Source organism: Nocardia otitidiscaviarum NBRC 14405 (assembly GCF_000308635.1).
In the GTDB taxonomy this organism is placed as follows: Bacteria; Actinomycetota; Actinomycetes; order Mycobacteriales; family Mycobacteriaceae; genus Nocardia; species Nocardia otitidiscaviarum.
Genome location: NZ_BAGD01000037.1, coordinates 1 through 21,126 on the forward strand (window position 1 = coordinate 1; position 21,126 = coordinate 21,126).

Sequence of the window (21,126 nt, forward strand, 5' to 3'; positions counted from 1 at the left end):
GGGAGATGGGGGCGGGACCGTAGACGCGACGTTCGGGCTCCGAGGCGGACGGAATCCGGTGCAGGGCAGGGTCGTCGGCCGGACGCGGACCGGGTGTGTCGTCCCGGTCTGCGCGCGGGGTCGAATCATCCGGGTTCGCGGGCTCGTCGGTGACGGTCGCGCCCTCCTTCCGCAGGATGACCGATTCCACCACGTCGCCGTCGACGTGCAGCACCTCGGTGCGGGCCTCGGCCGGTGCCGGATCGCCCTCGGGCACAGTCGAATCCGCGGTGGGTAGTTTCGCGGTGGGTGTGGGGCCGCCCTTGGACAACTCGACGGTCGGGGTCGGGTCGCCGTCGGCTGCCGAGGGCGTCCGGTCCGCCTCGGGCTGTCCGGGCCCGGTGTTCCCGGCGGGCCTGGGCAGCACGTCGGTGGCGGTCGAATCATCTTCGCGCACCGGCGGTTCCGTGCGCAGTTCGGCGGCCTGCCGCGCCGGGTCGGGCTCGTAGTGGTCGGGCAGTGTGGTGTACGGCCCGTACGGTGAGGTGGTGCCCGGATATCCGGTCCACTGCGGCGAGCCGGGGAAGGCGGTCCCCGGGTATCCGGTGCTCGTCGGGTACCCCGTGGCGGCGAATCCCGAATCCAGGCTCCCCACCGGCGGTTCCGGTTGCCGCTGGTACAGCAGCCACCAGCCGCCCAGCATGAGCGCGAAGCTGATCAGTCCGGAGCCGCCCAGCCCGGTGCCGACCGGTCCGGCGGTCATGATCGCGATACCCAGCGCCACCATCAACACGATGGTCTTGGTGTGCGACTGCGAACTGCGACCCTTCCCGAACAGCGATTCGGCGGCCGATGCCTCGTCCCCCTCCTGCCGCATGAGCACCCAGCTCGCGAGGTACAGCACGATGCCCGCGCCGCCGAAGAAGGCCGAGATCACGAAGGCGACCCGCACCAGTACCGGATCGACGTTGTACCGCCGCCCGAATCCGGCGGCCACGCCCGCGATCGGCCCCTGCCGCGGCATTCGCACCGGCCGGGTCTGCCAGAGATGATGAAGCTGATCGCTGAAGCTGCCCCGTCCGGCGCCACTGGACCAGTCGCTCGCTGAGTTCATGGTCCCATCGTCGCGCCGCCCGCCGCTCAGCCGCATCGGGGTTCACCCTGAAAAAGGGCCTGAACTCCCGGATCAGGCACAGGGCGGGTCGTAGGGCAGCTGCGGCAGGTACCGCTGCCAGAGTTCCGGGGTCCACAGCTCACCGGTGACCGCGCAGACGCGATCCACGGCATGCTCGATATCCAAGTCCCAGACGCGAAGTGCGCCGTCCTCATCGGTCGCGACGGCGAAACGGCCGCTCGGGTGCAGGGAGCTGAGCCAGGGCTGGCCCGATTCGACGAGCGGTTCGCCCAGGCGTCGGGGGTGCGCGGGATCGCTCAGCTCCCACAGCTGGATCGCACCTCGGAAATCACTGGTGATCATGGTGCGCCCGTCGGCCGAGAAGTCGATGGTGCGGGTCGAGAGCGGATGGGCGACGAACGGTTCGCCGATCCGGACCGGTTTCGCGAGGTCACTGATATCCCACAGTTGCACGGATTCGGAGTCGGTGGTCGCCATGAGCTGGAAGTCGGGGGAATAGCTGGCGAAGTTGGACATTCCGGCGTGCTGCCGGACCATATCGTCCAGGTATCGAGGTCGGGCGGGATCGCTGACGTCCCACCGGCCGATGGTGAAGTCACCGTCGACCGAGACCGGCGGATGCTGGAGCAGCAGTGTCGTGCCATCCGGACTGAAGTCCATCGAGCTCGCATTGTTTCCGCTCGGTATGGCTCGATCGAAGGGGACGGGGTGGAAGCGCTCGGCCAGATCCCACAACCGGATCCGTTCCCCCTCACCCGACGCCATGATCTTCCCATCGCGGGAGAGCGCCAGGTCGTAGAGTGGATCCGGCATTCGCCAGGGTACCGGCCGTCCGATGCGCGCGGGATCGGAGATGTCGATGGCGTAGCCCGCCGGGGGGAAGAACGAGGTGACCAACAGGGTGCGGCCGTCCGGAGTGAGCGCGGCGTCGAAGTCGCGGCCGTCGAGCCTGCTGTCGCCGCGGTACGCGGGCGGCTGTCCGTCCCGCATGTCCCAGACCTGGATCCGTCCGTCGGCCGAGACGCTCACCATCCGATCGCCCGAGGCATCGAACAGCGGCGGAGCGACCACGCCCGCATGCCCGTCGAGCCGGGCCGGTGGCAAGGACCAGGTCTCGATGCGCCCGACCGCGCCGGTCGCCAGGGTGCGGCCATCGGGGGCGAAGACGATGTCGGTGGGGCCGTCGACACAGGGCGTCGACACCTCGCGATACCGGCAGCTGGTGGTGTTCGAGACGAGACGGTGCGGATATCGGATCGGCGATGCGGCGGCGGTGACGTTCCACAGCACGGTGCCTTCCATGCCGGCGGTCGCCAGCGTGCGGCCGTCGGGACTGAAGGCCAGCGCGTTGACGGTGTCGTCCTCGATATCGAGGGGCAGGCCGAGGGCTCGCGGGTGTGCTGGATCGCCGATGTCCCACAGCCGGACGGTGGCGGTGTGTCCGCCGGTATCGGGTACCGCGTCGTAGCCGCCGACCGCGATGACGGTGCCGGTCGGATCGAAGGCGAGGTCGGTGACGGTCAGTGTCGCGCCTCGGAACTCACCTACCGGCACCGCACGGCCCGAGCCGGTCGTATCCCAGAGCCGGACGAGCTGGTCGCCTTCTTCCAGATTCACCGTCGCCAGGATGCGGCTGCCGGGGCCGTAGCGCAGCAACTGCTGAATGGAGCCGTAGCGCCCGGTGCCCAACGGCAGGACCGACTTCCGAACGGCGAGCGCGGCATCCGCCACATCCCAGAGTTCGAGGTCGTAGGGGGTGAGGATGGCCACGGTGCGGCCGTCGCCGACGAACTCGGCCGCGAGTATCCGACCCTTGGTGTCGGGGAGAACGCCGATTTCACGAGGTGCGCCGGGTCCGTCGACATCCCACAGACGCGCCGGTGCGGTCTCGGCCGTGGTGAGCATGAGCGCGCCGTCGGGGCTGAACGTGAAGCCGGAGACCTGCTCGATCGTGCGCGCCGTCGGCCGGGGGCGCTGCTGTTCGGTGGCGTCCCAGAAACGCAGCACCCCGGCCGCGTCGAGCGAGGCCAGCGCCGAGTCGCCGGGGCGGTACCGCACCTGCTTCACCAGGAGGCTGTCGGCAGCCGGGCTGACGGTCACCAACGGCAGGTCCTGAGTCCGCAGCAGGCGGGTGCCCACCCCGGCGTCATTCGGGCGCAATTGTCGTGCCACCAGTGATAATTGGGCGGCCAATGACGGGTCCAGGGAGAACTGCCGGTCGGCCTCGGCCAGCACGGCGGCGAAGTTCTTCTCATCGCGCTGCTGATCGGCCAGGCGCATCTGGGTGTACGCCGCGAACCCGACCACCAGCAGCACGACGCCCAGCACGGCCAGCGCGGCTTTGGTGCGAGTGGTCCGCAGGCGGGAGTGTGCGCGGGAGACCTCGGACGCGGTGAGGAATTCGCGGGCGAGGTCGCCGACGGGCGGTGGGTCGGCATTGTCGAGTGCGTGCCGGAGGCGGGTGCCCCGGTAGAGCAGCGAGGAATCCCGATGCTGGGCCGCCCATTCCGCGGCATCGGACTCCAGACGCTGGCGGATCAGGTAGCCGACGCGGTCCTCGTCGATCCAGGCGTGCAGGCGGGGCCAGGCGGTGAGGACGATCTCGTGGGTGAGGGTGACCGCGTCGGCGTCGAGGGTGATCAGGCGGGTCCGGGAGAGGAGTTCCAGTGCGGCTGTGGCGTCTTCGCGGTCGGCCGCCCGGGCCAGCAGTTCCGGGCGCCGGGCGGGGCGGCGGGTGTCGTGCGCGTCCTGGCCCACCGTGACCAGACCCAGCAGGATGTCCTTGGCGGCGTGCCGCTGCGGTTCGGACAGCTCCCGCCAAGCGTCTTCGGCGGTGGCGGCGACCGAGCCGACTACACCGCCCGCCTTGCGGTACCCGGTGACGGTGAGTTTGCGGCCCTCACGGTGCTGCCAGGTGGCGGCCATGACGTGGGAGAGCAGGGGCAGTGCGCCCGGATCGTAGCCGCGCCGGCGGTCGTGCTCGCCGACGCCGCACAGTTCGGTGATGACCAGTTCCTCCAGGCCGGGCTCCAGTTCCAGCCCGGCAGCGCGGGCGGGTCCGGTGACGGCCTGGGCGAGTTCGTCGAGCCGCATCGGCCCCAGCAGGTAGCCGCGCTGCTCCAGCGCGTCCTGCAGGACGGGGTAGCTGAGGCAGTGCGCGTAGAAGTCGGCGCGCAGCGCCACCACCGTTGTGCCGTGTCCGGCCCGGTCGGCGAGGGCGTCGAGAAACTCCTGGCGTTCGGATTCGCTGGCGCAGGTGGTGAACACCTCTTCGAACTGGTCCACGACCAGCAGGTGCCGCGGTGTCGTGCGGTCCGACGCGGGTGGTTCCGGAACTGGTTCGGACGCTGCGTGATTCGATGCGCACTCGGCCGCCGCCGTACCGGTGGTCGGGAGCGTGTCGAGCGCTTCGCGCAGCACGGTGAGCGGGTGTGGCCCCGGGGTGAGGGTGGTGATCTCCCAATCGTCGAGTGTGGGAACGAGACCGGCCGCTAGCAGGGACGACTTCCCGGCTCCGGAGGCGCCCACCACCACGATCAGGTCCGGGTGGGTGCGCACCAGTTCGACGAGTTCGGCGGTGGCGCGGGCGCGGCCGAAGAACAGCCCACGGTTCGCGAGGCTGTAGGAGGTCAATCCCGGATAAGGGCAGGAGGTTTCGGCCTCGTCTTCCGGATTCCAGGTGGTCGCCGCGCGCCACAGCCGCTGCCATTCCTTGGGGTCAGCCAGCGGCTGGGGCAGTGGCGCACCGGATGCGCGGGCCTGGTCGATGAGGGTGAGCACCACCGGGAGCAGGGATTCGAAGCGGGCCGGAACATTGCGGCCCGCCTTCCAATCGCTGATGCGCTGGGCGGACACGCCGCCCCCGCGACGGCCCTGGGCGGCGCGCATGCGGGCCTCGCTGGCGGCGGCGACTCGACGCAGCGTCGGATTGCCTGCCGCCTCGTACAATTCGGCGAATCGATGTGCGAACAGTGCTCGTGGTGACCGGATCTCCGGATCGGTGCCGGTCCCGCCGCCGTTCGATCGATCCCCCACGAGCATGGAGTCAATGTAACTGTCGTTCAGCGGAATCGGCGAGGAGCGGCGGCGCGGATACCGCGCCGCCGCCCCCGGCGTAGCCGGTCAGAGCACGATCGGGTCGCCGGTGACCCAGTCGGCCGCATCGGCCTCCGGTGAGGTGGCCTCGACGATGGTGTACGACTGCACGGTCAGTGGACCGCCGCAGTTCTGTACGGTCAGGCGGTAGTCGCGGTCGACGATGTAGCCTGTGCTGCCCGGCGGCAATTCCTTGGAACCGCGCTCCACCGTGACGATCTCGCCCGGGGTGATGGACAGATGCAGTCCCATGCCACCGCCGATGCGCGGGGTGATGCCCGCGCTGGCGTGCGGGGTCACCCCGGTGAGGGCGTTGGCGCTGACTCCGATGCCGAGGTCGGCGTCCACGCCTGCGCTCGCGTCGATGTCGAAGGTCACGTCCAGGTCGACCGCGCAGCCGACGAGCCACCCGGTGTGGATGGTTCCGGTGCCGCCCTCGACCCGCCCGTAGGAGGTGTTCGTGAGGTACACCTCGCGGTTGGTCGGCATGCCGTTCAGCGGCGCCACCGGATGGAACCAGCTGTCGGTGTGTCCGACGGTGACGCTCATGCCATCGGGTACGGCGGTGGTCTTCTCGTGCGGCGCCAGCCCCCCGGCTCCGGCGGTGGCCGCGAACGGCCCGGCGACGGTGACTCCGGTCGCGATGACGGCGGCGATGAGTACGGACTCGATATTCATGGTTCCTCCCCGAACCTGTTGCACCCGTGGCGATCCGCGAGTGCCGGAGCCGTTGTGGCTCTGAGAAGAACGTAGGGAGGGAGCCTGGGGCGATGCTGTGGTCGGCTACGGTCCGGACTGTGAAACCCCTGATGGGAGAGGCGGAATGAGTTGTCCGGACCGGACAGGATCGCTTCGGGGTCGAGTGAATCCGGCGTGCAACCGCTGTGCCACCCTCGCCGCCTGAGGGTGGCGATTCACGCCGCGGTGTGCGCTAGCCTCCGGGGAAGCCGGGCGGCAGCGGCTGGAAATCGGCCTTGAACTTCGGGCCCGGCGGCAGGCCGCGCAGCAGTGCGCTGGTCCAGGCGACCGCGGGAATCCATCCGGTCACGGCGTTGGTGATGTGCTCGGGGACGGGCACGGTGTAGAAGCGCAGGTCCGCGCCGCGTTCCCAGTACGAGTTCACGGTGGGGATCACCACCGACGGCGGGATCAGCTCGTCCCACAGGCCGTGCCACCACAGCACCGGCGTATCGGGGATGTACTTGCCGAGGCTGTTGTCCCGCAGCACCTCCAGCACCGCGGGCGAATTCTCCAGCGACTTGCCCGGCTGGTAGTAGGCGCTGATCGGGCGGTACGAGCCGGTCAATGCGATGGTGGCGTAGCAGCGGTCCTGGAAGTCCGCGAGCAGCCGCTGCCCCTCCTCGGTGAGCAGCTCCTTCGGGTCGAACACGTCGGGGTATTCGCGGGCCAGGCTGGCCATGCCGAGCCACATGGTGAAGTTGCTGGTGCCGGTCAATCCCGGCTGCGGTTGGGTGGCGTAGCGCGCGATGCCCACCAGATCGGCCGGGGTGCCGCCGATGGTGGTGCCGAGAATCCGCACATCCGGTGCGTAGGTGGCGCGCAGTTCCGCCGCGCGGATGGAACCGGAACCGCCGCCGGAGTAGCCGTAGAGCGCGATGCCGGAATCGGTCAGGCCCAGGCCCGGATCGTTCTTCATGGCACGCAGGCTGTCCAGCACCATCTTGCCCTCGGCATAGGTGTTGAAGGTGTTGAACTTGCCGTCGAAGTCGGGCACGTTGATGGCGAAGCCCTGCGCCAGCCAGTACTGGGCGAGCGCGGCCTCCTTCATGGTCCCGGTCCGCAGCGTGTAGGACGGATTGCAGGAGGAGTCGGTGGAGTCGATCGCCTCCTGGAAGGACACCACCGGGCGCGGGCTGCCGACCCACGGAATGCCGGGGACGATCACGGTGGTGGCGGTGACGATCGGATTGTCGTGCACGTCGTTGGACCGGTACAGCAGCTGCTTGGTGTAGACCGGGAACGGAATCCCCAGGATCCGGGTCTGCACCTCGCGCGAGCGCACGATCTGTCCGGGCTGGTAGGAGGCGATATCCGCCGGATCGTCGTACCAGGGATCCTCCTCCGGCACCGGAATCGGCAGCAGGTCGTACAGCTCCGGTTCGGACGGCAGCTGCGGCAGCTGATTCTGGTCGGGCGGGAAGGTCGGATATCCGGGTTCGGCGACCGCCGTCCCCGCCGCACTCACCGCCACTAGCCCCGACATCGCCATCACGGCGAGTCGGCGCAGGCGCGCCTTGCTCACTTGGGTCCTCCAGCGTCGTTGCTCGTATCGCCGATCACACTTACTCGGCGGTCAGTTGCCAGCTCACAGCAAATGACAGCAATGCGCTATCGGCAGACCGCCGAGGGTGGACGGATCCGACTGTGCATGTGCACAAGCCCCCCGGCCTCAGGGTGTGAATCCGGGTGTTTCCGGATGTCGTGGTGTCGGGTGTGCGTGCCAGTATCGAAGGCATGTACCCGCCGGTGCCTTTCTTCGACCCTGCCCAGGGGCAGCCCGTCGCGCATGTGCCGCGGCTGATGCGGCGCTCCGGTGGGCGGATCGTCGGCGGGGTGGCCGGTGGGCTCGCCGATCACCTCGGTGTCGACGTGTTCAAGGTGCGGATGGCGTTCGTGCTGTTGTCCGCGCTGGCCGGGGCCGGGATCCTGGCGTACGGACTGCTGTGGATCTTCACCCCGGGCGGCGGGGACGACACTCCGCCGTCGGCGCGGGAGCGGCGGCAGGGGATCGGGTTGGCGCTGCTCGGGCTGGCGCTGTCGGTGGCCATGGCGTGGGTGTTCAGTGGGACCGCCGCCCAGGTGATCGGGCCGATCATCGTGGTCGCCGTCGGCGCGGCGCTGGTGTGGCGCGAATTCGACGAGGACGGGCCGCGCTCGGTCCTCGGCCTGCCCGCCAAGGCGTCGGTGGTGACCTGGGCGCGCATCGTCGGCGGGGCCACCCTCATCGTCGTCGGTCTCGGCGTGGTGGTGTTGGCGCGCATCGATCTGAGTTCGCTCGGTTCGGCGCTGCTGGCGGTGGCGGTCACCCTGATCGGCGCAGGACTGCTCACGGTGCCGCTGTGGCTGCGCATGATGCGCGCGCTCAACGACGAGCGCTCCGCCCGCATTCGCAATGAGGAGCGTGAGGAGATCGCCTCGCATCTGCACGATTCGGTATTGCAGACCCTGGCCCTGATCCAGCGGCAGGCCGACAATCCGCAGGAGGTGGTGCGGCTGGCCCGCAGCCAGGAGCGAGAGCTGCGCAAATGGCTGTTCGACGACACCGGGCCCGCACATTCCAGCCTGGCCGCGGCGCTGCGCACCATCGCCGGTGAGGTGGAGGACCAGCACGGTGTGAAGGTCACGCCGGTGACCGTCGGCGATGTCACCATGGATCTCGACGACAGCGGCAGCGGGCTGCCCAAGGAGCATTTCACCGCCATTCTGGGGGCCACCCGGGAGGCACTGGTCAATGCCGCCAAACACGCGGGCGTCCCGGCCATCGACCTGTTCGCGGAGGTCGAACCGCATCAGGTGAGCGTCTTCGTGCGTGACCGCGGCAAGGGGTTCGACCCGGACGGCGTCTCCGCCGACCGGCAGGGCCTGGCGAAATCCATTCACGGCCGGATCGAGCGGCGCGGCGGCACCGTCGAGGTGAAATCCGCGCCCGGCCGCGGGACCGAGGTGCGAATCTTCATGCCGCGCAAGGACGGCGCCGACGAGCGGTTGGTCGTTCGCACCGAGGAGCCGGTATCGGGCGCGGAGCCGGAGGCCGAGTCGCCGAACGGCCGGGTGGTCTATGACGCGACCGTGGAGGGTCGGCGCTGACCGCCGCATCGGCGCAGCGTGTGGTACGGATGTGGGTGGGTTCGATCCGCTGGCAGCGTGAGGAGATGCAGTGAGTGTCCGGGTTTTTCTGGTCGACGATCACGCCGTGTTCCGGTCCGGGGTGCGTGCGGAGCTGAGCCGGGAAACCGATATGCAGGTGGTCGGCGAGGCCGGTGGCGTGGCCGAGGCGATCGCCGGAATCAAGGCCAGCACCCCGGATGTGGTGCTGCTGGATGTGCATATGCCCGACGGCGGCGGTGTCGCGGTGTTGCAGGGGATCGAGGCGGGGCCGGTGTGCTTGGCGCTCAGCGTCTCCGATGCGGCCGAGGACGTGATCGCGGTGATTCGGGCGGGGGCGCGCGGCTATGTGACCAAGACCATCTCGGGGCCGGAACTGGCCGACGGGATTCGCCGGGTGGCCGGGGGCGACGCGGTGTTCAGTCCGCGGCTGGCCGGATTCGTGCTGGACTCCTTCACCGGCCGGTCCCAGGTTCCGGAGCCGCCGCTGGATCCGGAACTGGATTCGCTCACCCCGCGTGAGCTGGAGGTGCTGCGCCTGTTGGCGCGCGGCTACACCTATCGGGAGATCGCCGAGAATCTGTTCATCTCGGTGAAGACCGTGGAGACGCACGCCTCCAATGTGCTGCGCAAGACGCAGCAGTCAAACCGCAACGCCCTCACCCGCTGGGCGCATCGTCGGCGCATCGACTGAGCGGCACGCGCCATCCTGCCCGCCGGGTCCCCTCCGCTCGGCGGGCAGGATGCTGCGCGAACCGGTGGCGTGGTGCCGCCGATCCCGCTGGACTATCTGGGTGCTGAGCCGAACGACGGCCTCCTCCAGGCTGATTCCGAGGTGTTCGGCGCGGGCCGCGGCCAGTTCGAAGGCGAGCAGCACGTCCTCGGTCGGCGTGTCTCCGGCGGCCGCCGTGGCCAGATCGAAGTCGCCCAGGAATTCGTCGAGCGCCATTCCGCTCATCGCCTGCACCTTGGTCAGGAAGCGGCCGGGCAACCAGCTCAGGGTCCAGCCGTTGCCGCGCGGATCGTAGATCGCGATTTCCGGGGTGAGGTCGCTGGTGATCGACCAGTCGGTGATCCGGAGTGTCATGGTGCTCGCCTCCTGCTCAAGGTGCTCGTGACTTGGCTTGTTGGCGTGGATGTTTCGCGGGTGGGGCCGTACCTAAATGCTAAGAGTCGCCACTTCGGGACGTCAATAAAGCTTTAGTGACTTGTGATGATATTTGATAAGCATTTCTGCTCGAATTTAGGCAATAGGAATGGATTTCGGCGCGAGTAGGCTGTCAATTGTCCGGTGCGCAGCGCGCGGGAGCGGAAGAACACCGCCGAAAGCCGGGTGAGCTACCGTGCATCGCGTGTCACCCATATCGGGGGCTACGGCGGTGTGCCGCACGAAGTTCCAGGTGAGAGGGCATAACATCCATCACTCGACAACCGATGACACATCGTGATTAGAATGTCGCCTCGTGACACTCTGTGTGCACGCGAATTCCGGGCGACCGACAGGAGGCGCCCGATGACCCGGCCCTCGGACAGCGAGCGGATTGGCGAGCTGGTACGCCGCCTGCGTATCGAACGCGGCTATACCCAGGCGTCCCTGGCGGCCAAGGCCGACTGTTCGCGCAGCCTCATCCAGCAGATCGAGAACGGCACCCGCATCCCGCCGCTACCGCTGCGGGAGCGGCTGAGTCTGGCACTGGGAGAGGAACTTCCGATGTCCGGCCCGGCCGAGCCCGGCGAGGCCGTCGGCAGCGAGTACTACGAGCTGCGCATGCGGTTCAACGTGCTGCTCGGCAAGGATCCGCAACTGGTGGAGCGCGCCCTCGGCATCGCCCAGCGCCTCATCGACGCGGCGGGCGCGCGCGACGACATCGAACCGCTGCGCCTCATCGCCGACCGGCAACTGGAACGCGCGGAAGAGATTCTGGCGCAGATACCCTCACGCAGCGCCACCGTGTGGGAGTGGAACACGGTGCTGGACTGGCTCACCATTCTCGACCAGGCCGTCCACTCCGTGCGCGCCATCCACACCGCGGATCTGGGCACCATCGGCGGCGACGTCGGCGACGACTACCACCAGGCCATTCTGCGGCTCGCCGACGCCGGACGGGATGTGCGGCGCATGTACGTGCTCGACGGCATCGACGATGTGGTGCCCTACGAGGACAAGCTCTGGCGGCAGGCGCGCGCCGGCGTGGTGAGCATCCTGGTCAAGCGCGAACACGCCCGCAACGCGCAGAGCATGCTGGTGGTCGACGAACGCTATGTGGCCGTGGGGGAATACGACTACTCCCGGCAGGCGCGCGTCGCCACCCGCTTCTCCGCGCTCAAACACGATGTGGAATTCGCGGTGAAGCGGTTCGAGAAGCTCTACGACCTCGCCCGGGAAGGGTCGGCCATCACCGTCAACGATATCGTCGCCACCCCGGAGCTGGCCCGCTACGAGCGGCTCACCGACGACGGCTGCCGTGAGCTGTTCCGGGAAGCGCTGGAACGGCAATGGCGTGAGCTACCCGCACCCGGAGAAGCGCCGCGGGGTGATCGGTGGTGAACCACCGGTTCGAACTGGGTGCCCGCACCAGCCGCTCGGAGGAGCGCAAGCGCGAGGTGCGGCGGTATCTGGGTGCGGCGCAGTGGTTTCCGGGAACCGAGGGGCGGATCTATCCGGAGGTCATCGACGCCTACCACGGGGAGACGGGGCTGGCCCCGGACGCCAAGGCCGTCGCGGCGCTGGACCGCGCGTGGAACGAGCTGCTGCGGCTGGAACGCCCGGCGGAGTACCGCGACGGGGTGCTGTACGACAAACGCCAGCCCATGATTCTGCGAGAGTTGGCCGCCGACAAGTTGTTCGGGCGGTTGTGGCAGCCCACAGCCGAGGTGGCCGGGGTGCGGGTGCGGCCCGAAGAGGTCGTGGTCTGCCCCTATTCGAGCACGGTGCTGCTGGAGGAGGCCGTGGCCACGCTGGCGCGGCCCGGCGGGGTGATCGTCTGTCCCGAGGGGTTCTACAAGAGCTCCAGCATCCATGTGGAGAAGTACGGGCTGGCCATCGTGACCTGCCCCGCCACCGCCGACGACGCGTTCCGGATCGACCCGGAGGCGCTGGCGCGCTGCCTGGACAGTTACGCGGCGCAGGGGCGGCTGTGCGGCGTGCTGCTCACGCTGCCCGGGAATCCGGTCGTCGCCGACTACTCGGCCGAGCAGCTGGGCGAGATCGGGCGGGTGCTGCTGGAGCGCGACGTGCCCGTCATCTGCGATATGGCCTTCGACCGGCTGGTGGAGCACATCCCGCTGGCGGCGGTGCGGGTCGCGGGCGCGGACGGAGTGCGGCGGATGTACGACCGGGTGCTGACCGTCACCGGTAATTCCAAGGGCTACAACGCCTTCGGGCCCTGCAAGTTCGGCGCGGCCTGCACCGGTGACGCGGTGTGGCTGCGGGAGGTCAGGGAGCGGCTGACCATCGCCTTCCAGCGGGAGACCACCCATCTGGTGCGCGCCACCCTCGAACACACGGGGGAGGAGTACTTCACGGCCAACCGGGCGCGAATGCGGGCGCAACTGGAGCGGGCGCGGGTGCGGATCGAGGGACTCAACGCCCGGGTCGGCGTGCCGGTGCTGCGTCCGCTCGGCAGTTTGCAGGGCATGTTCCTCAGCGTGGTCTTCGACCGCGCGATCCTGGAATCGGCCGGGGTGCACAGCAGTGCGCAGCTCGAGGACGTGCTGTTGGCCGCCGCCGGAATCGACAGCGTGGCCCTGGACCGCACCGGGTCGCCGCGGCTGGGGGTGCGGCTCAATGTGCTCGCGCCGCGCAAGGCTCCCGGCAGTGAGTCCGCCGACCTGCTGGACGAATTGTTCGACCGGATCGAGCGTTTGGTGCTGGATATGGTGGCCGGGCTGACCTACGGGCAGGTGCTGGCCGGGCGCGGGCTGCCCGAGCTGCCCGAGTTCGCGGCGGCATCGTGATCGTCGGCGTACCGCGCGAGACGGCTTCCCGGGAACGGCGGGTCGCGCTGACTCCCCACGATATTCGGGGGTTGGTGGCGGCAGGCGTCGCGGTGGTCGTGGAGCGCTCGGCCGGACTCGGGGCCGGGTTCGCGGACGCCGACTACGCGGCGGCCGGTGCGGGCGTCGTGGCCGACCGGCAGGCGATCTTCGGTCGTTGCGACGTGGTCGCCTGGGTGAAAAAGCCCGCCTTCGAACTGGATTCGATGCCGCTGCGTCCGGGTATGCGGCTGGTCGGATTCCAGGATCCGATCGCCCGCCGGGACGAGATCGACGCCCTGCGGGGGCGCGGAATCGACTCGGTGGCTTTCGAACTCGTACCGCGCATCGACCCGCCCGCCTCCCACGACGCGCTCTCCGCCATGAGCCGTTTCGCCGGGCGGCTCGCCTATGCCGAAGGGCGGGAACTGCTGTCGCCCCGGGACCGGCCGTTGCGTGTCCTGATCCTGGGTTGCGGGCAGGCCGGGCTGGCCGCCGTCGCCGCGGCCGTCGACCACGGTGACGAGAAGCCGACGGTCTTCGGCAACCGCGCCGAGCAGGGGGCCGCCGCCTTCGCCTGCGGCGCAGGGGTATTCGTGCCGGACACGAGCCCGGACCGCATCCGCGACCACATCGAACGCGAAGCCCCGGACCTGATCTGCTGCGCGGCCGTACACCGTGGTGACCGCGCGCCCTTGCTGCTCGATGCCGACGCGTTGGACGCTCTCGGTGCGGGTGCGGGTGCGGGTGCGGGTGCGGGTGCGGGTGCGGGTGCGGGTGCTGTGGTGGTCGATCTCGCGGCGAAGGCGGGCGGCAACTGCGTCGCGACCCGTGTGGACACCACGACCACTCTCGCCAATGGCGTTGTGGTCACCCACCGTTCGAACTACCCGGCCGCACAGCCCCGCGCGGCCAGCGTGGCGTACGGCGCGGCCACCTCCGCCATGATCCTGCGACTCCTGGGCTCCGCCCCGCACCTCTAGGACCGGTCGCCGGGATGCCTGGTCGTAGCGGCCACCGCCCGCGCGTGCCGTGCTGACCGAGCACGGCACCGTTGTGCAGGGGCTACATCACCGCCACGAGGATCACGATGATGATCAGCAGGCCGATGAGCAGGCCGATGGCCACCGCGAGGGGGCCTGCGTTCGGCCCGAGGTTGGCGAAGTCGATGCCCTTCGGCTTGCGCTGTGCCGCTGCGGGAGCGGCGGTTTGGGTGCGTGGCGGGCGGGGGAGCGGGGTGGAGTGCGGGCTGCGCAGGCCCGCGGCGGAGTTGCGAGCGGCCCAGGCGGGGATGGTGCCGTCCTCGGTGCGCACGGGCGCGCCGAGAATGTAGGGGGCGGTGCCGGGACCGAATGCGGCCGTGAGGATCTCGTTGCGGGCCTCGGTCATGGTGGGGCGGCGCTGCGGTGCCGGCTCCATCATGTGCAGCAGGGCCTGGGTGAGCGGTCCGGTGCGCTCCGGCGGAATGATCTGTGCCATGGCGGCCCGCTGCACCACCGCGTCGCTGTCGTCGGAGAAGCCGTAGGGCGGCTGGCCCTCGATGGCGGTGTACAGCGTCGCGCCGAGGGAGAACACATCGCTGGCGCTGGTCGGCTGCGCCCCGCGCGCCACCTCCGGCGGCAGGTAGGCGGGAGTGCCGGTGATGACATCGGGATCGTCCATGCCGTCGCCGACACCGCGTGAGATGCCGAAGTCGCTGAGCTTCACCATGCCCACCTCGTCGCCGCGGTCGGCGACGAGGATATTGCCGGGCTTGATATCGCGGTGCGTGATTCCGGCGGCGTGCGCGGCCGCGAGCGCGTCGGCCACCTGCGCGCCGATCTGCGCCACCTCGATGGGGGAGAGCCGGTCCACCAGCGCCAGTGCCTTGGCCACGCTGCGCGAGGGCAGGTACTCCATGACCAGCCACGGCTCACCGGCCTCGAGCACCACGTCGTACACGGCGATGGCGTGCTCGTGCGAGAGCTTGGCCGCCACCCGGCCCTCGTGGACGATCTGGTTGCGCACCGCCTCGGCCTGCTCCTCGCTCAGTCCGGCGGTGGTGAGCACCTGTTTGATGGCGACGTCGCGGTGGAGTAGGCGGTCGGTTGCCAGCCACACCGCGCCCATGCCGCCGCCGCCGATTTTGGACTGCAGGCGGTAGCGGCCGGCCACCAGGTAATCGGGGCCGACGATGGGACGGGCGCGTTCGGTCACGGGTGCAGGGTAGCGGAAAACCATCCCGACGGGCCTGCTTCGAAACTCGTCGTTTGCGCCACTCCCCCTTGACGTGACCGAGGTGCCGGGTTCTACTGGATTGCACTCGAACGTATATTCGAATTTTGTGGGTAGCTGGATCGGTGCTGGGTATTCGGGATCCGGTAGCGGCGGATCCATCGGTGGGAGAGGTGGTCGATGATGGGTTCGGCGGGGCAGGTGCGGGGGCAGCAGCTCGAGCAGCTGCGGCGGCGGATGGCCGCGATCCCGGCCCGCGGCGCGGATCCGGCCGGACGAGCCGCGGCGTCCGGTGCGCTTCGACGGGAAGCGCTGCCCGTCCCACCCGCGCTGGTGGAGCTGCTGCCCGAGGGCGGGCTGGCCAAGGGATCGGTGGTCGCCTACACCGGAGCCAGCTCCCTGCTCTCCGGTCTGCTGGCCGCCGTGACCGGTGCCGGAGGGCACGCCGCCGCGGTCGGTCTCCCCCGTCTCGGTCTGCTGGCCGCCGCCGAAATGGGAGCCCAGCTGGGCCGCCTGGCGGTCGTGGCGGACCCCGGCCCCGACCGCCTGGAGGTGGCCTCGGTCCTGCTGGACGGCTTGGACCTGGTCGTCCTCGGCCTCGACGGGGCCGCCGTGCCGCCGTCGCGCGCCCGCGTGCTCTCCGCCCGCGCTCGCGCCCGCAGCTCCACCCTCGTGGTCACCGGCGGCTCCTGGTCCGGCCCCTCCCTGCACATCGACACCAAGGTCACCGGTTACGACGGTCTCGGCCGCGGCTGCGGCCGCCTGCGCACCGTCCGCCTCGACGTCTCCGTCCGCGGCCGCTCCCTCCCACCCCGCCACGGCAGCCTCGCCACCTTCCCCCGCAACGGCCGCGTCGAATGGGAGCACACGCCCGTCGAAACCCTCCGCCCCGCCCACAGCGACCCCGCCCACCCCACCGCGTCTTCCCACGCCCGCGCCGAACCTCTCGCCCGCCATGCCGCCTCCTGAACCGGCGGGACCCGGCGCGGCCGCGCCGCCGCCGAGCCACGGTCGGTCGGCCCGTACCGCTGTCGCCATGGCGGAAACGAATGCGTGGTGGCCCGAACGGGCGGCCTGTTCGCACCGGCCCGGTTGTGCCGCGGCGTTTGTCACCCGCGTAGCGGCGAAACGTCCTGAGCCTGGGCAGCTCCAGACGACAGTGCGGAGCGATTCGACAGCGCGCTGTCACGACATCGGGACGGCGCGAACCTCGTGGCCGGTCGACGGGCAGGGAGCGCTCGGGTGGTCGACGTGAGCGGGCGGTCCACATCTCGGGTGTTGGCGGTGTGGTGTCCGGATTGGCCCGCGGTGGCGGCGGCGGCCGTGGCGGGGGTGCCGGTGACCCGGCCGGTGGCGGTGTTCTCGGCGAATCGGGTGGTGGCCTGTACGGCGGTGGCGCGGGCCGAGGGGGTGCGGCGCGGGTTGCGGCGGCGGGAGGCGCAGGCTCGGTGTCCGGAACTGCTTGTGGTGCAGGATGATCCGGATCGGGATGCGCGGGCGTTCGAGCCGGTGGTGGCGGCCGTGGATGCGACGGTGCCGGGGGTGGAGGTGTTGCGGCCGGGGCTGCTGGTGCTGGCGGCTCGGGGCGCGGCGCGGTATTTCGGGTCGGAGGAGGCGGCGGCGGAGCGGTTGGTGGACGCGGTGGCGGCGGTAGGGGTGGAATGCCAGATCGGGATCGCCGACGAGTTGTCGACGGCGGTGTTCGCCGCGCGGCGCGCCACCCTGGTGCCGCCCGGCGGCGGCGCGGCCTTCCTCGCGCCGCTGCCGATCGGCGAACTCGCGGTGGAACCCGCCCTGTCCGCACCGGAACGCGCGGACCTGGTGGATCTGCTGCACCGCTTGGGATTACGCCGCATCGGCGACTTCGCGGCGCTCACTCCCGCCGAGGTGTCCTCCCGTTTCGGCGCGGACGCCATCGCCGCACACCGCTGCGCGCTCGCCCGACCCGAACGCCGACCCGGCACCCGGCCGTCCGCCGCCGACCTCACCGTGGAATACCGCTGCGACCCGCCCATCGACCGCGTGGACGCCGCCGCCTTCGCGGGCCGCATGCTCGCCGCCCAGCTGCACGAACTCCTCGCCGCCGCCGCGGTGGCCTGCACCCGCCTGTCGATCCAGGCGGAAACCGCTGCCGGAGAACACCTCTCCCGCACCTGGCGCTGCGCCGAACCCCTCACTCCCGACAGCACCGCCGACCGCATCCGCTGGCAGCTCGACGGCTGGCTCACCCGCCGCGGCGGTCGGGCGGATCCGCCCGCGCCCACCGCCCCCATCACCCTGCTGCGGCTGGAACCCGTCGAGGTGGTGTCGGCGGGGGCGCTCCAGCTGGGCCTGTGGGGCGGGGTCGGGGAGGAGGAGGCGCGGGCACGGCGGGCGCTGGCTCGGGTGCAGGGGCTGCTGGGCGGGGAGGCGGTCCGGGTGGGGGTGCTCAGTGGTGGGCGCGGTCCCGAGGAGCGGATCACCATGGTGACCCTGGGCGAGGAGTTGGTGCCCGCGGCCGATCCGGCGCAACCGTGGCCGGGGCGACTGCCCGAACCCGCCCCCGCCGTCATCCTGGCGCACCGCCCGCGGGTCCGGCTCGAGGCGGCCGACGGCACCCCGGTCTGGGTCACCGACCGTGGTCTCTTCACCACCGATCCGACGCATCTGCACTGGGGTTCCCGCAGTTGGCGGCTGCTCGGCTGGGCCGGACCCTGGCCCCTCGACGATCGCTGGTGGACCCCCCGGAGCCCACAGGGTTACGTGGCCCGCGCCCAGGTGCTGCTGGACGGCGACACCCGCGCCCTGCTCCTGCTCGCCTACGACCACGCCTGGCATGTGGAGGGCCTCTACGAGTGACGGCCGACCCGTTCACACCGGACGCGGCGGATCGAGCCTGACCGCGATCTGCACGAGGCGGCGGCGGAACGCCTTCGGGGTGGCTCGACAAGTACTCGATGGTCGCCAGCAGTATGGTGCCGCGCACAACCGGCGGCGCGGTGCGGGCGCGCCCCGTAGGCTGGCTGATCGTGGAGTCGACGGTCACGCGGGTCGCGTTCGAGGACGTGCTCATCGCCTATCGGGATTCCGGGGCGGAGCGGGCCGCGAACACGGTGCCGGTGGTGCTGGTGCACGGTATGGGCGGGGATGGTCACACCTGGGATCGGTTCGCGCGGCAGTTGGCGCGGCGTGGGCGGCGGGTGATCGTTCCGGATCTGCGTGGGCACGGGCGCAGCGCGCACGCCGACTCGTACCTGTTCGCCGAATTCGGCGGCGACCTGCTGCGGCTGTGCGATCGGCTCGGTCTCGAATCGGCGGATTTCGTGGGCCATTCGCTGGGCGGCTACGCGGTGTCGTGGCTGGCCATGCGACGTCCGGAACTGGTGCGCCGCTTGGTGATCGAGGAGCAACCGCTACCGCTGCGCTCCGGTGACGAACAGGTGACCCTGACCCGACGGCTGCCCTCGGTGCCGGAGCTGTGGCACGCCACCACCAGCCTGCTGCGCCATCCGCGCGCCGTGCTGGCCTTCGACCGCTCCATGACCCGCACCGCCCTGGAGCAGTTCCGCAAGCCGTATCCGGAATGGTGGGAGGGTCTCGCGGATATCGCCGCGCCGACGCTGTTCCTGCGCGGCGGCCCCGGCGGCATGGTCGACCCGGACAAGGTCGAGCAGTTGCGCGTCAGCATCCCCGACTGCACCGTGCACACCTTCCGCTGCGGACACAGCATCCACCGTGACCGCTACCACGAGTTCGAGGCAGCGGTCCTGCCGTTCCTCCGGCACTGACCACGCAGGGGCGGCTCGCCGGCGGCATCGCCCGGCCGCGGTCCTGGCGGGTGACGTCAGTCCGGAATCGGCGTCTGCTGGTAGCAGGCCAGCCGCCAGTCCCCGTCGACGCGGACGTAGACGCTGGTCATGATGCCCCGGAAGGCGGGCTCGGCACCCTCGCGGTACGCGATGCCGGTGTAGACCAGGATCGTGCTGTCTCCGGCGTCCACCAGGCGCGGACTCTCCAACTCGAAGGTCCGCCACGGTGGAGCGTTCTTCAGCGAGTCGATGACGCCGTCGCGGTCCAGCACCATGCCGTTGGCGAGCACCATCACCGCGTCCTCGGTCATGAGCGAGCCGTAGAAGTCCGCCCCGGTGCTGGTGCACAGCGCGTCCCAGCCTCGACGCTCGACCGCGAGGAGTTCGTTCAGTAATTCCTTATCGGTCATGCCTCCACCCTACGAGCGCGTCCGATTTCCGCCGGTACGACGCTGTCCGGGGCAGGACGGGTGGCCCGTTTGCGCCACGTGTCGGCGGCGTTTTCTACAGTGAGATCGTGTCCGCATCAGATCGCCCGATCCTGTTCTTCGCCGGGGAGGCGGAGTTTCGGGAATGGCTGATGGCCAATCACGCCGCCATGGACGGGGTTTGGCTGAAATTCGCGAAGCGGGGCACCGGCTACATATCACTCGACTACGCCGGTGCGCTGCGTCAGGCGCTGTGCTTCGGCTGGATCGACGGGCAGGCGCGGCGGCTCGACGACGAGTTCTATCTACAGAGTTTCACACCGCGGCGGCCGCGCAGCTCGTGGTCGCAGCGCAATGTGGGCTACGCCGAGGAATTGATCGAACAGGGACTCATGCATCCGGCCGGGCAGGCCGAGATCGACCGCGCCAAGTCCGACGGCCGCTGGGACAATGCCTACGGGCGGGAACTGCCGCAGGATTTCCTGGACGAGCTGGCGAAGCATCCGGAGGCGGCGGCGTTCTTCGAGACACTGCCCGATCAGATCAGTGTCGAGATCGGCCAGCAGCTCGGCAGCGCGGTGCGGCCGGAGACCCGGGCGCGGCGGTTGGATCAGATGATTCGCAAACTCATCGACGGGCAGCCGCTGTGACGGCATTCGTGGGTCTGCCGTGTACGACGGCGGCGTGGGAGGTGCCGCTACCCGGCAGCGCCACCCACGTCACCGGCTGGCTGTGTGTCGAGCAGCCCGGGGCGTGGGGGCGCGATGTGATCGGCGACGAGGTGCTCGGCCCCGATATCACCGCCGGACTGGCCGCCCGCACCAAGGCCGCCCGTGTGCGTCCGACGCTCATCCGCAGACCGGGCCGCCACGAGTTCACCGGTGTCCGAACGGTATTGCTCGTCAGCTCGCACCCCGAGCGTCCCTGGTGCGAACGTTTCGAGATCACCGACCTGAACCAGCTGCTCGACTTCGACCCGCACCTGCTCAACGGCCCGCCCCCGGGAATCGGTGCACCCGTCGCCGATCCACCGGTGCTGGTCTGCGCCCACGGCAAGCGCGACCAGTGCTGTGCCCGCCTCGGCCGCCCCATCGCCGCCCGCCTCGCCGCCGAATATCCCGGCCGCGTCTGGGAGTGCTCCCACACCGGCGGCCACCGCTTCGCCCCCGCCGTGGTGCTGCTCCCGTCCGGCCTCACCTACGGCCGCCTGACCGCCGACACCGCCCTCGAAACACTCGCCGCCGCCGACCGGAACACGCTGTCCCTGACCGGCTTCCGCGGCCGCAGCGGCCATTCCCCGGTGGAGCAGGTAGCCGAGATCACCGTCCGCGAACACCTGCGCGATATCGGCGACGACACCGCCGTGGCCCTGAACGCCCTCACCGTGGCGACCGTCCCGGACCCGGAAACGGTTGCCGCCCGGCTCGGCGATGAGACGGCACCCGCCGACCCCGCCACCTTCGCGGGCGCGGCGCAGGTCACCCACCGCGACGGCCGCCGCTGGCAGGTCACCGTCCACACCTCCGCCTACGCACCCCGCCAAGCCAGCTGCGGAGCCGCCCCCAAACCGGTCAAAGCACTACACCCCGCCCAACTCCACCAGCTGGCGTAGCCCCCGCGAGGGGAACTGGTGGCGGCATCGTGCGAGAGCGCTCCGCCACCGGTT

General features: G+C 70.2%; 17 protein-coding genes. 10 read left to right on the plus strand and 7 right to left on the minus strand.

Annotated features, from left to right (window positions below; translation table 11 throughout):
- From ON31_RS36515 to ON31_RS05975, 4 genes are all read right to left on the minus strand, one after another.
- Nucleotides 1-1,093, minus strand: a 1,093-nt coding sequence (locus ON31_RS36515; protein ID WP_157533602.1) for a PspC domain-containing protein, incomplete at its 3' end; no start/stop codon positions are given.
- Between the two features lie 72 nt (nt 1,094-1,165).
- Entirely contained in the window at nt 1,166-5,155 is a 3,990-nt protein-coding gene (locus ON31_RS34500) for a WD40 repeat domain-containing protein (RefSeq protein WP_051036909.1), read from the minus strand.
- An 81-nt stretch (nt 5,156-5,236) separates the two neighbouring features.
- Nucleotides 5,237-5,887 carry an MspA family porin gene (locus tag ON31_RS34505; protein ID WP_051036910.1) on the minus strand — a complete coding sequence of 217 codons (651 nt, stop codon included), beginning with the start codon at nt 5,885-5,887 and terminating at the stop codon, nt 5,237-5,239.
- Nucleotides 5,888-6,140: 253 nt separating this feature from the next.
- On the minus strand, nt 6,141-7,433 hold the full coding sequence (locus tag ON31_RS05975; protein WP_438804749.1) for a lipase family protein: 1,293 nt from the start codon (nt 7,431-7,433) through the stop codon (nt 6,141-6,143).
- A 251-nt stretch (nt 7,434-7,684) separates the two neighbouring features.
- On the opposite strand from ON31_RS05975, the gene ON31_RS05980 reads away from it, so the two are divergent.
- Together ON31_RS05980 and ON31_RS05985 are read left to right on the plus strand one after the other, a co-directional pair.
- A complete protein-coding gene (locus tag ON31_RS05980; RefSeq protein WP_081592262.1) occupies nt 7,685-9,037 on the plus strand; it encodes an ATP-binding protein in 1,353 nt (450 codons plus the stop codon).
- Nucleotides 9,038-9,107: 70 nt separating this feature from the next.
- A complete protein-coding gene (locus ON31_RS05985) occupies nt 9,108-9,749 on the plus strand; it encodes a response regulator (RefSeq protein ID WP_039810146.1) in 642 nt (213 codons plus the stop codon).
- On the opposite strand, the gene ON31_RS05990 is transcribed toward ON31_RS05985, so the two are convergent.
- Nucleotides 9,699-10,142, minus strand: a complete 444-nt coding sequence (locus tag ON31_RS05990; protein WP_051036912.1) for a hypothetical protein — start codon at nt 10,140-10,142, stop codon at nt 9,699-9,701. The two genes, ON31_RS05985 and ON31_RS05990, sit on opposite strands and share 51 nt — an antisense overlap.
- Nucleotides 10,143-10,568: 426 nt before the next feature.
- Between ON31_RS05990 and ON31_RS05995 the strand changes: the two genes are divergently transcribed.
- From ON31_RS05995 to ON31_RS06005, 3 genes are read left to right on the plus strand one after another with little or no spacing between them, the layout of a single operon-like run.
- Nucleotides 10,569-11,603 (plus strand): helix-turn-helix domain-containing protein, encoded by a 1,035-nt coding sequence (locus tag ON31_RS05995; protein ID WP_039810148.1) that lies wholly within the window; start codon nt 10,569-10,571, stop codon nt 11,601-11,603.
- The gene (locus ON31_RS06000; RefSeq protein WP_039810150.1) at nt 11,600-13,012 is read left to right on the plus strand and encodes an aminotransferase class I/II-fold pyridoxal phosphate-dependent enzyme; all 1,413 of its coding nucleotides are present in this window, start codon (nt 11,600-11,602) and stop codon (nt 13,010-13,012) included. Before ON31_RS05995 ends, ON31_RS06000 begins: the two co-directional genes overlap by 4 nt.
- The gene (locus ON31_RS06005; RefSeq protein WP_039810152.1) at nt 13,009-14,013 is read left to right on the plus strand and encodes a Rossmann-fold NAD(P)-binding domain-containing protein; all 1,005 of its coding nucleotides are present in this window, start codon (nt 13,009-13,011) and stop codon (nt 14,011-14,013) included. The genes ON31_RS06000 and ON31_RS06005 overlap by 4 nt, the downstream gene beginning before the upstream one ends.
- A gap of 82 nt (nt 14,014-14,095) precedes the next feature.
- On the opposite strand, the gene ON31_RS06010 is transcribed toward ON31_RS06005, so the two are convergent.
- Nucleotides 14,096-15,250, minus strand: a complete 1,155-nt coding sequence (locus tag ON31_RS06010; RefSeq protein WP_029923796.1) for a serine/threonine-protein kinase — start codon at nt 15,248-15,250, stop codon at nt 14,096-14,098.
- A gap of 174 nt (nt 15,251-15,424) precedes the next feature.
- Between ON31_RS06010 and imuA' the strand changes: the two genes are divergently transcribed.
- The 3 genes from imuA' to ON31_RS06025 all read left to right on the plus strand — a co-directional run bounded on the left by imuA' (nt 15,425) and on the right by ON31_RS06025 (nt 19,011).
- Entirely contained in the window at nt 15,425-16,213 is a 789-nt protein-coding gene (imuA', locus tag ON31_RS06015) for a DnaE2-dependent mutagenesis accessory factor ImuA' (protein ID WP_370450403.1), read from the plus strand.
- 282 nt (nt 16,214-16,495) lie between these two features.
- Nucleotides 16,496-18,082 (plus strand): DNA polymerase Y family protein, encoded by a 1,587-nt coding sequence (locus ON31_RS06020; protein ID WP_039810271.1) that lies wholly within the window; start codon nt 16,496-16,498, stop codon nt 18,080-18,082.
- 170 nt (nt 18,083-18,252) lie between these two features.
- A complete protein-coding gene (locus ON31_RS06025; protein ID WP_039810274.1) occupies nt 18,253-19,011 on the plus strand; it encodes an alpha/beta fold hydrolase in 759 nt (252 codons plus the stop codon).
- A gap of 56 nt (nt 19,012-19,067) precedes the next feature.
- Here the strand turns inward: ON31_RS06025 and ON31_RS06030 are convergent, their stop codons facing one another.
- Complete coding sequence (locus ON31_RS06030) at nt 19,068-19,442, minus strand: nuclear transport factor 2 family protein (RefSeq protein WP_039810154.1); 375 nt, start codon at nt 19,440-19,442, stop codon at nt 19,068-19,070.
- A 107-nt stretch (nt 19,443-19,549) separates the two neighbouring features.
- Here ON31_RS06030 and ON31_RS06035 point away from each other — a divergent pair, with 107 nt between their 5' ends.
- Both ON31_RS06035 and ON31_RS06040 read left to right on the plus strand, forming a co-directional pair.
- Nucleotides 19,550-20,110 (plus strand): YdeI/OmpD-associated family protein, encoded by a 561-nt coding sequence (locus tag ON31_RS06035; RefSeq protein WP_029923801.1) that lies wholly within the window; start codon nt 19,550-19,552, stop codon nt 20,108-20,110.
- Complete coding sequence (locus tag ON31_RS06040) at nt 20,107-21,072, plus strand: ferredoxin family protein (protein WP_039810156.1); 966 nt, start codon at nt 20,107-20,109, stop codon at nt 21,070-21,072. The genes ON31_RS06035 and ON31_RS06040 overlap by 4 nt, the downstream gene beginning before the upstream one ends.
- Nucleotides 21,073-21,126 lie beyond the last annotated feature (54 nt).

Coding starts and splice junctions, on each gene's coding strand:
- ON31_RS34500 (WP_051036909.1), bottom strand. CDS start 5,155: ATGCTCGTGGGGGATCGATCGAACGGCGGCGGGACCGGCACCGATCCG.
- ON31_RS34505 (WP_051036910.1), bottom strand. CDS start 5,887: ATGAATATCGAGTCCGTACTCATCGCCGCCGTCATCGCGACCGGAGTC.
- ON31_RS05975 (WP_438804749.1), bottom strand. CDS start 7,433: ATGTCGGGGCTAGTGGCGGTGAGTGCGGCGGGGACGGCGGTCGCCGAA.
- ON31_RS05980 (WP_081592262.1), top strand. CDS start 7,685: ATGTACCCGCCGGTGCCTTTCTTCGACCCTGCCCAGGGGCAGCCCGTC.
- ON31_RS05990 (WP_051036912.1), bottom strand. CDS start 10,142: ATGACACTCCGGATCACCGACTGGTCGATCACCAGCGACCTCACCCCG.
- ON31_RS05995 (WP_039810148.1), top strand. CDS start 10,569: ATGACCCGGCCCTCGGACAGCGAGCGGATTGGCGAGCTGGTACGCCGC.
- ON31_RS06010 (WP_029923796.1), bottom strand. CDS start 15,250: ATGGTTTTCCGCTACCCTGCACCCGTGACCGAACGCGCCCGTCCCATC.
- imuA' (WP_370450403.1), top strand. CDS start 15,425: ATGATGGGTTCGGCGGGGCAGGTGCGGGGGCAGCAGCTCGAGCAGCTG.
- ON31_RS06030 (WP_039810154.1), bottom strand. CDS start 19,442: ATGACCGATAAGGAATTACTGAACGAACTCCTCGCGGTCGAGCGTCGA.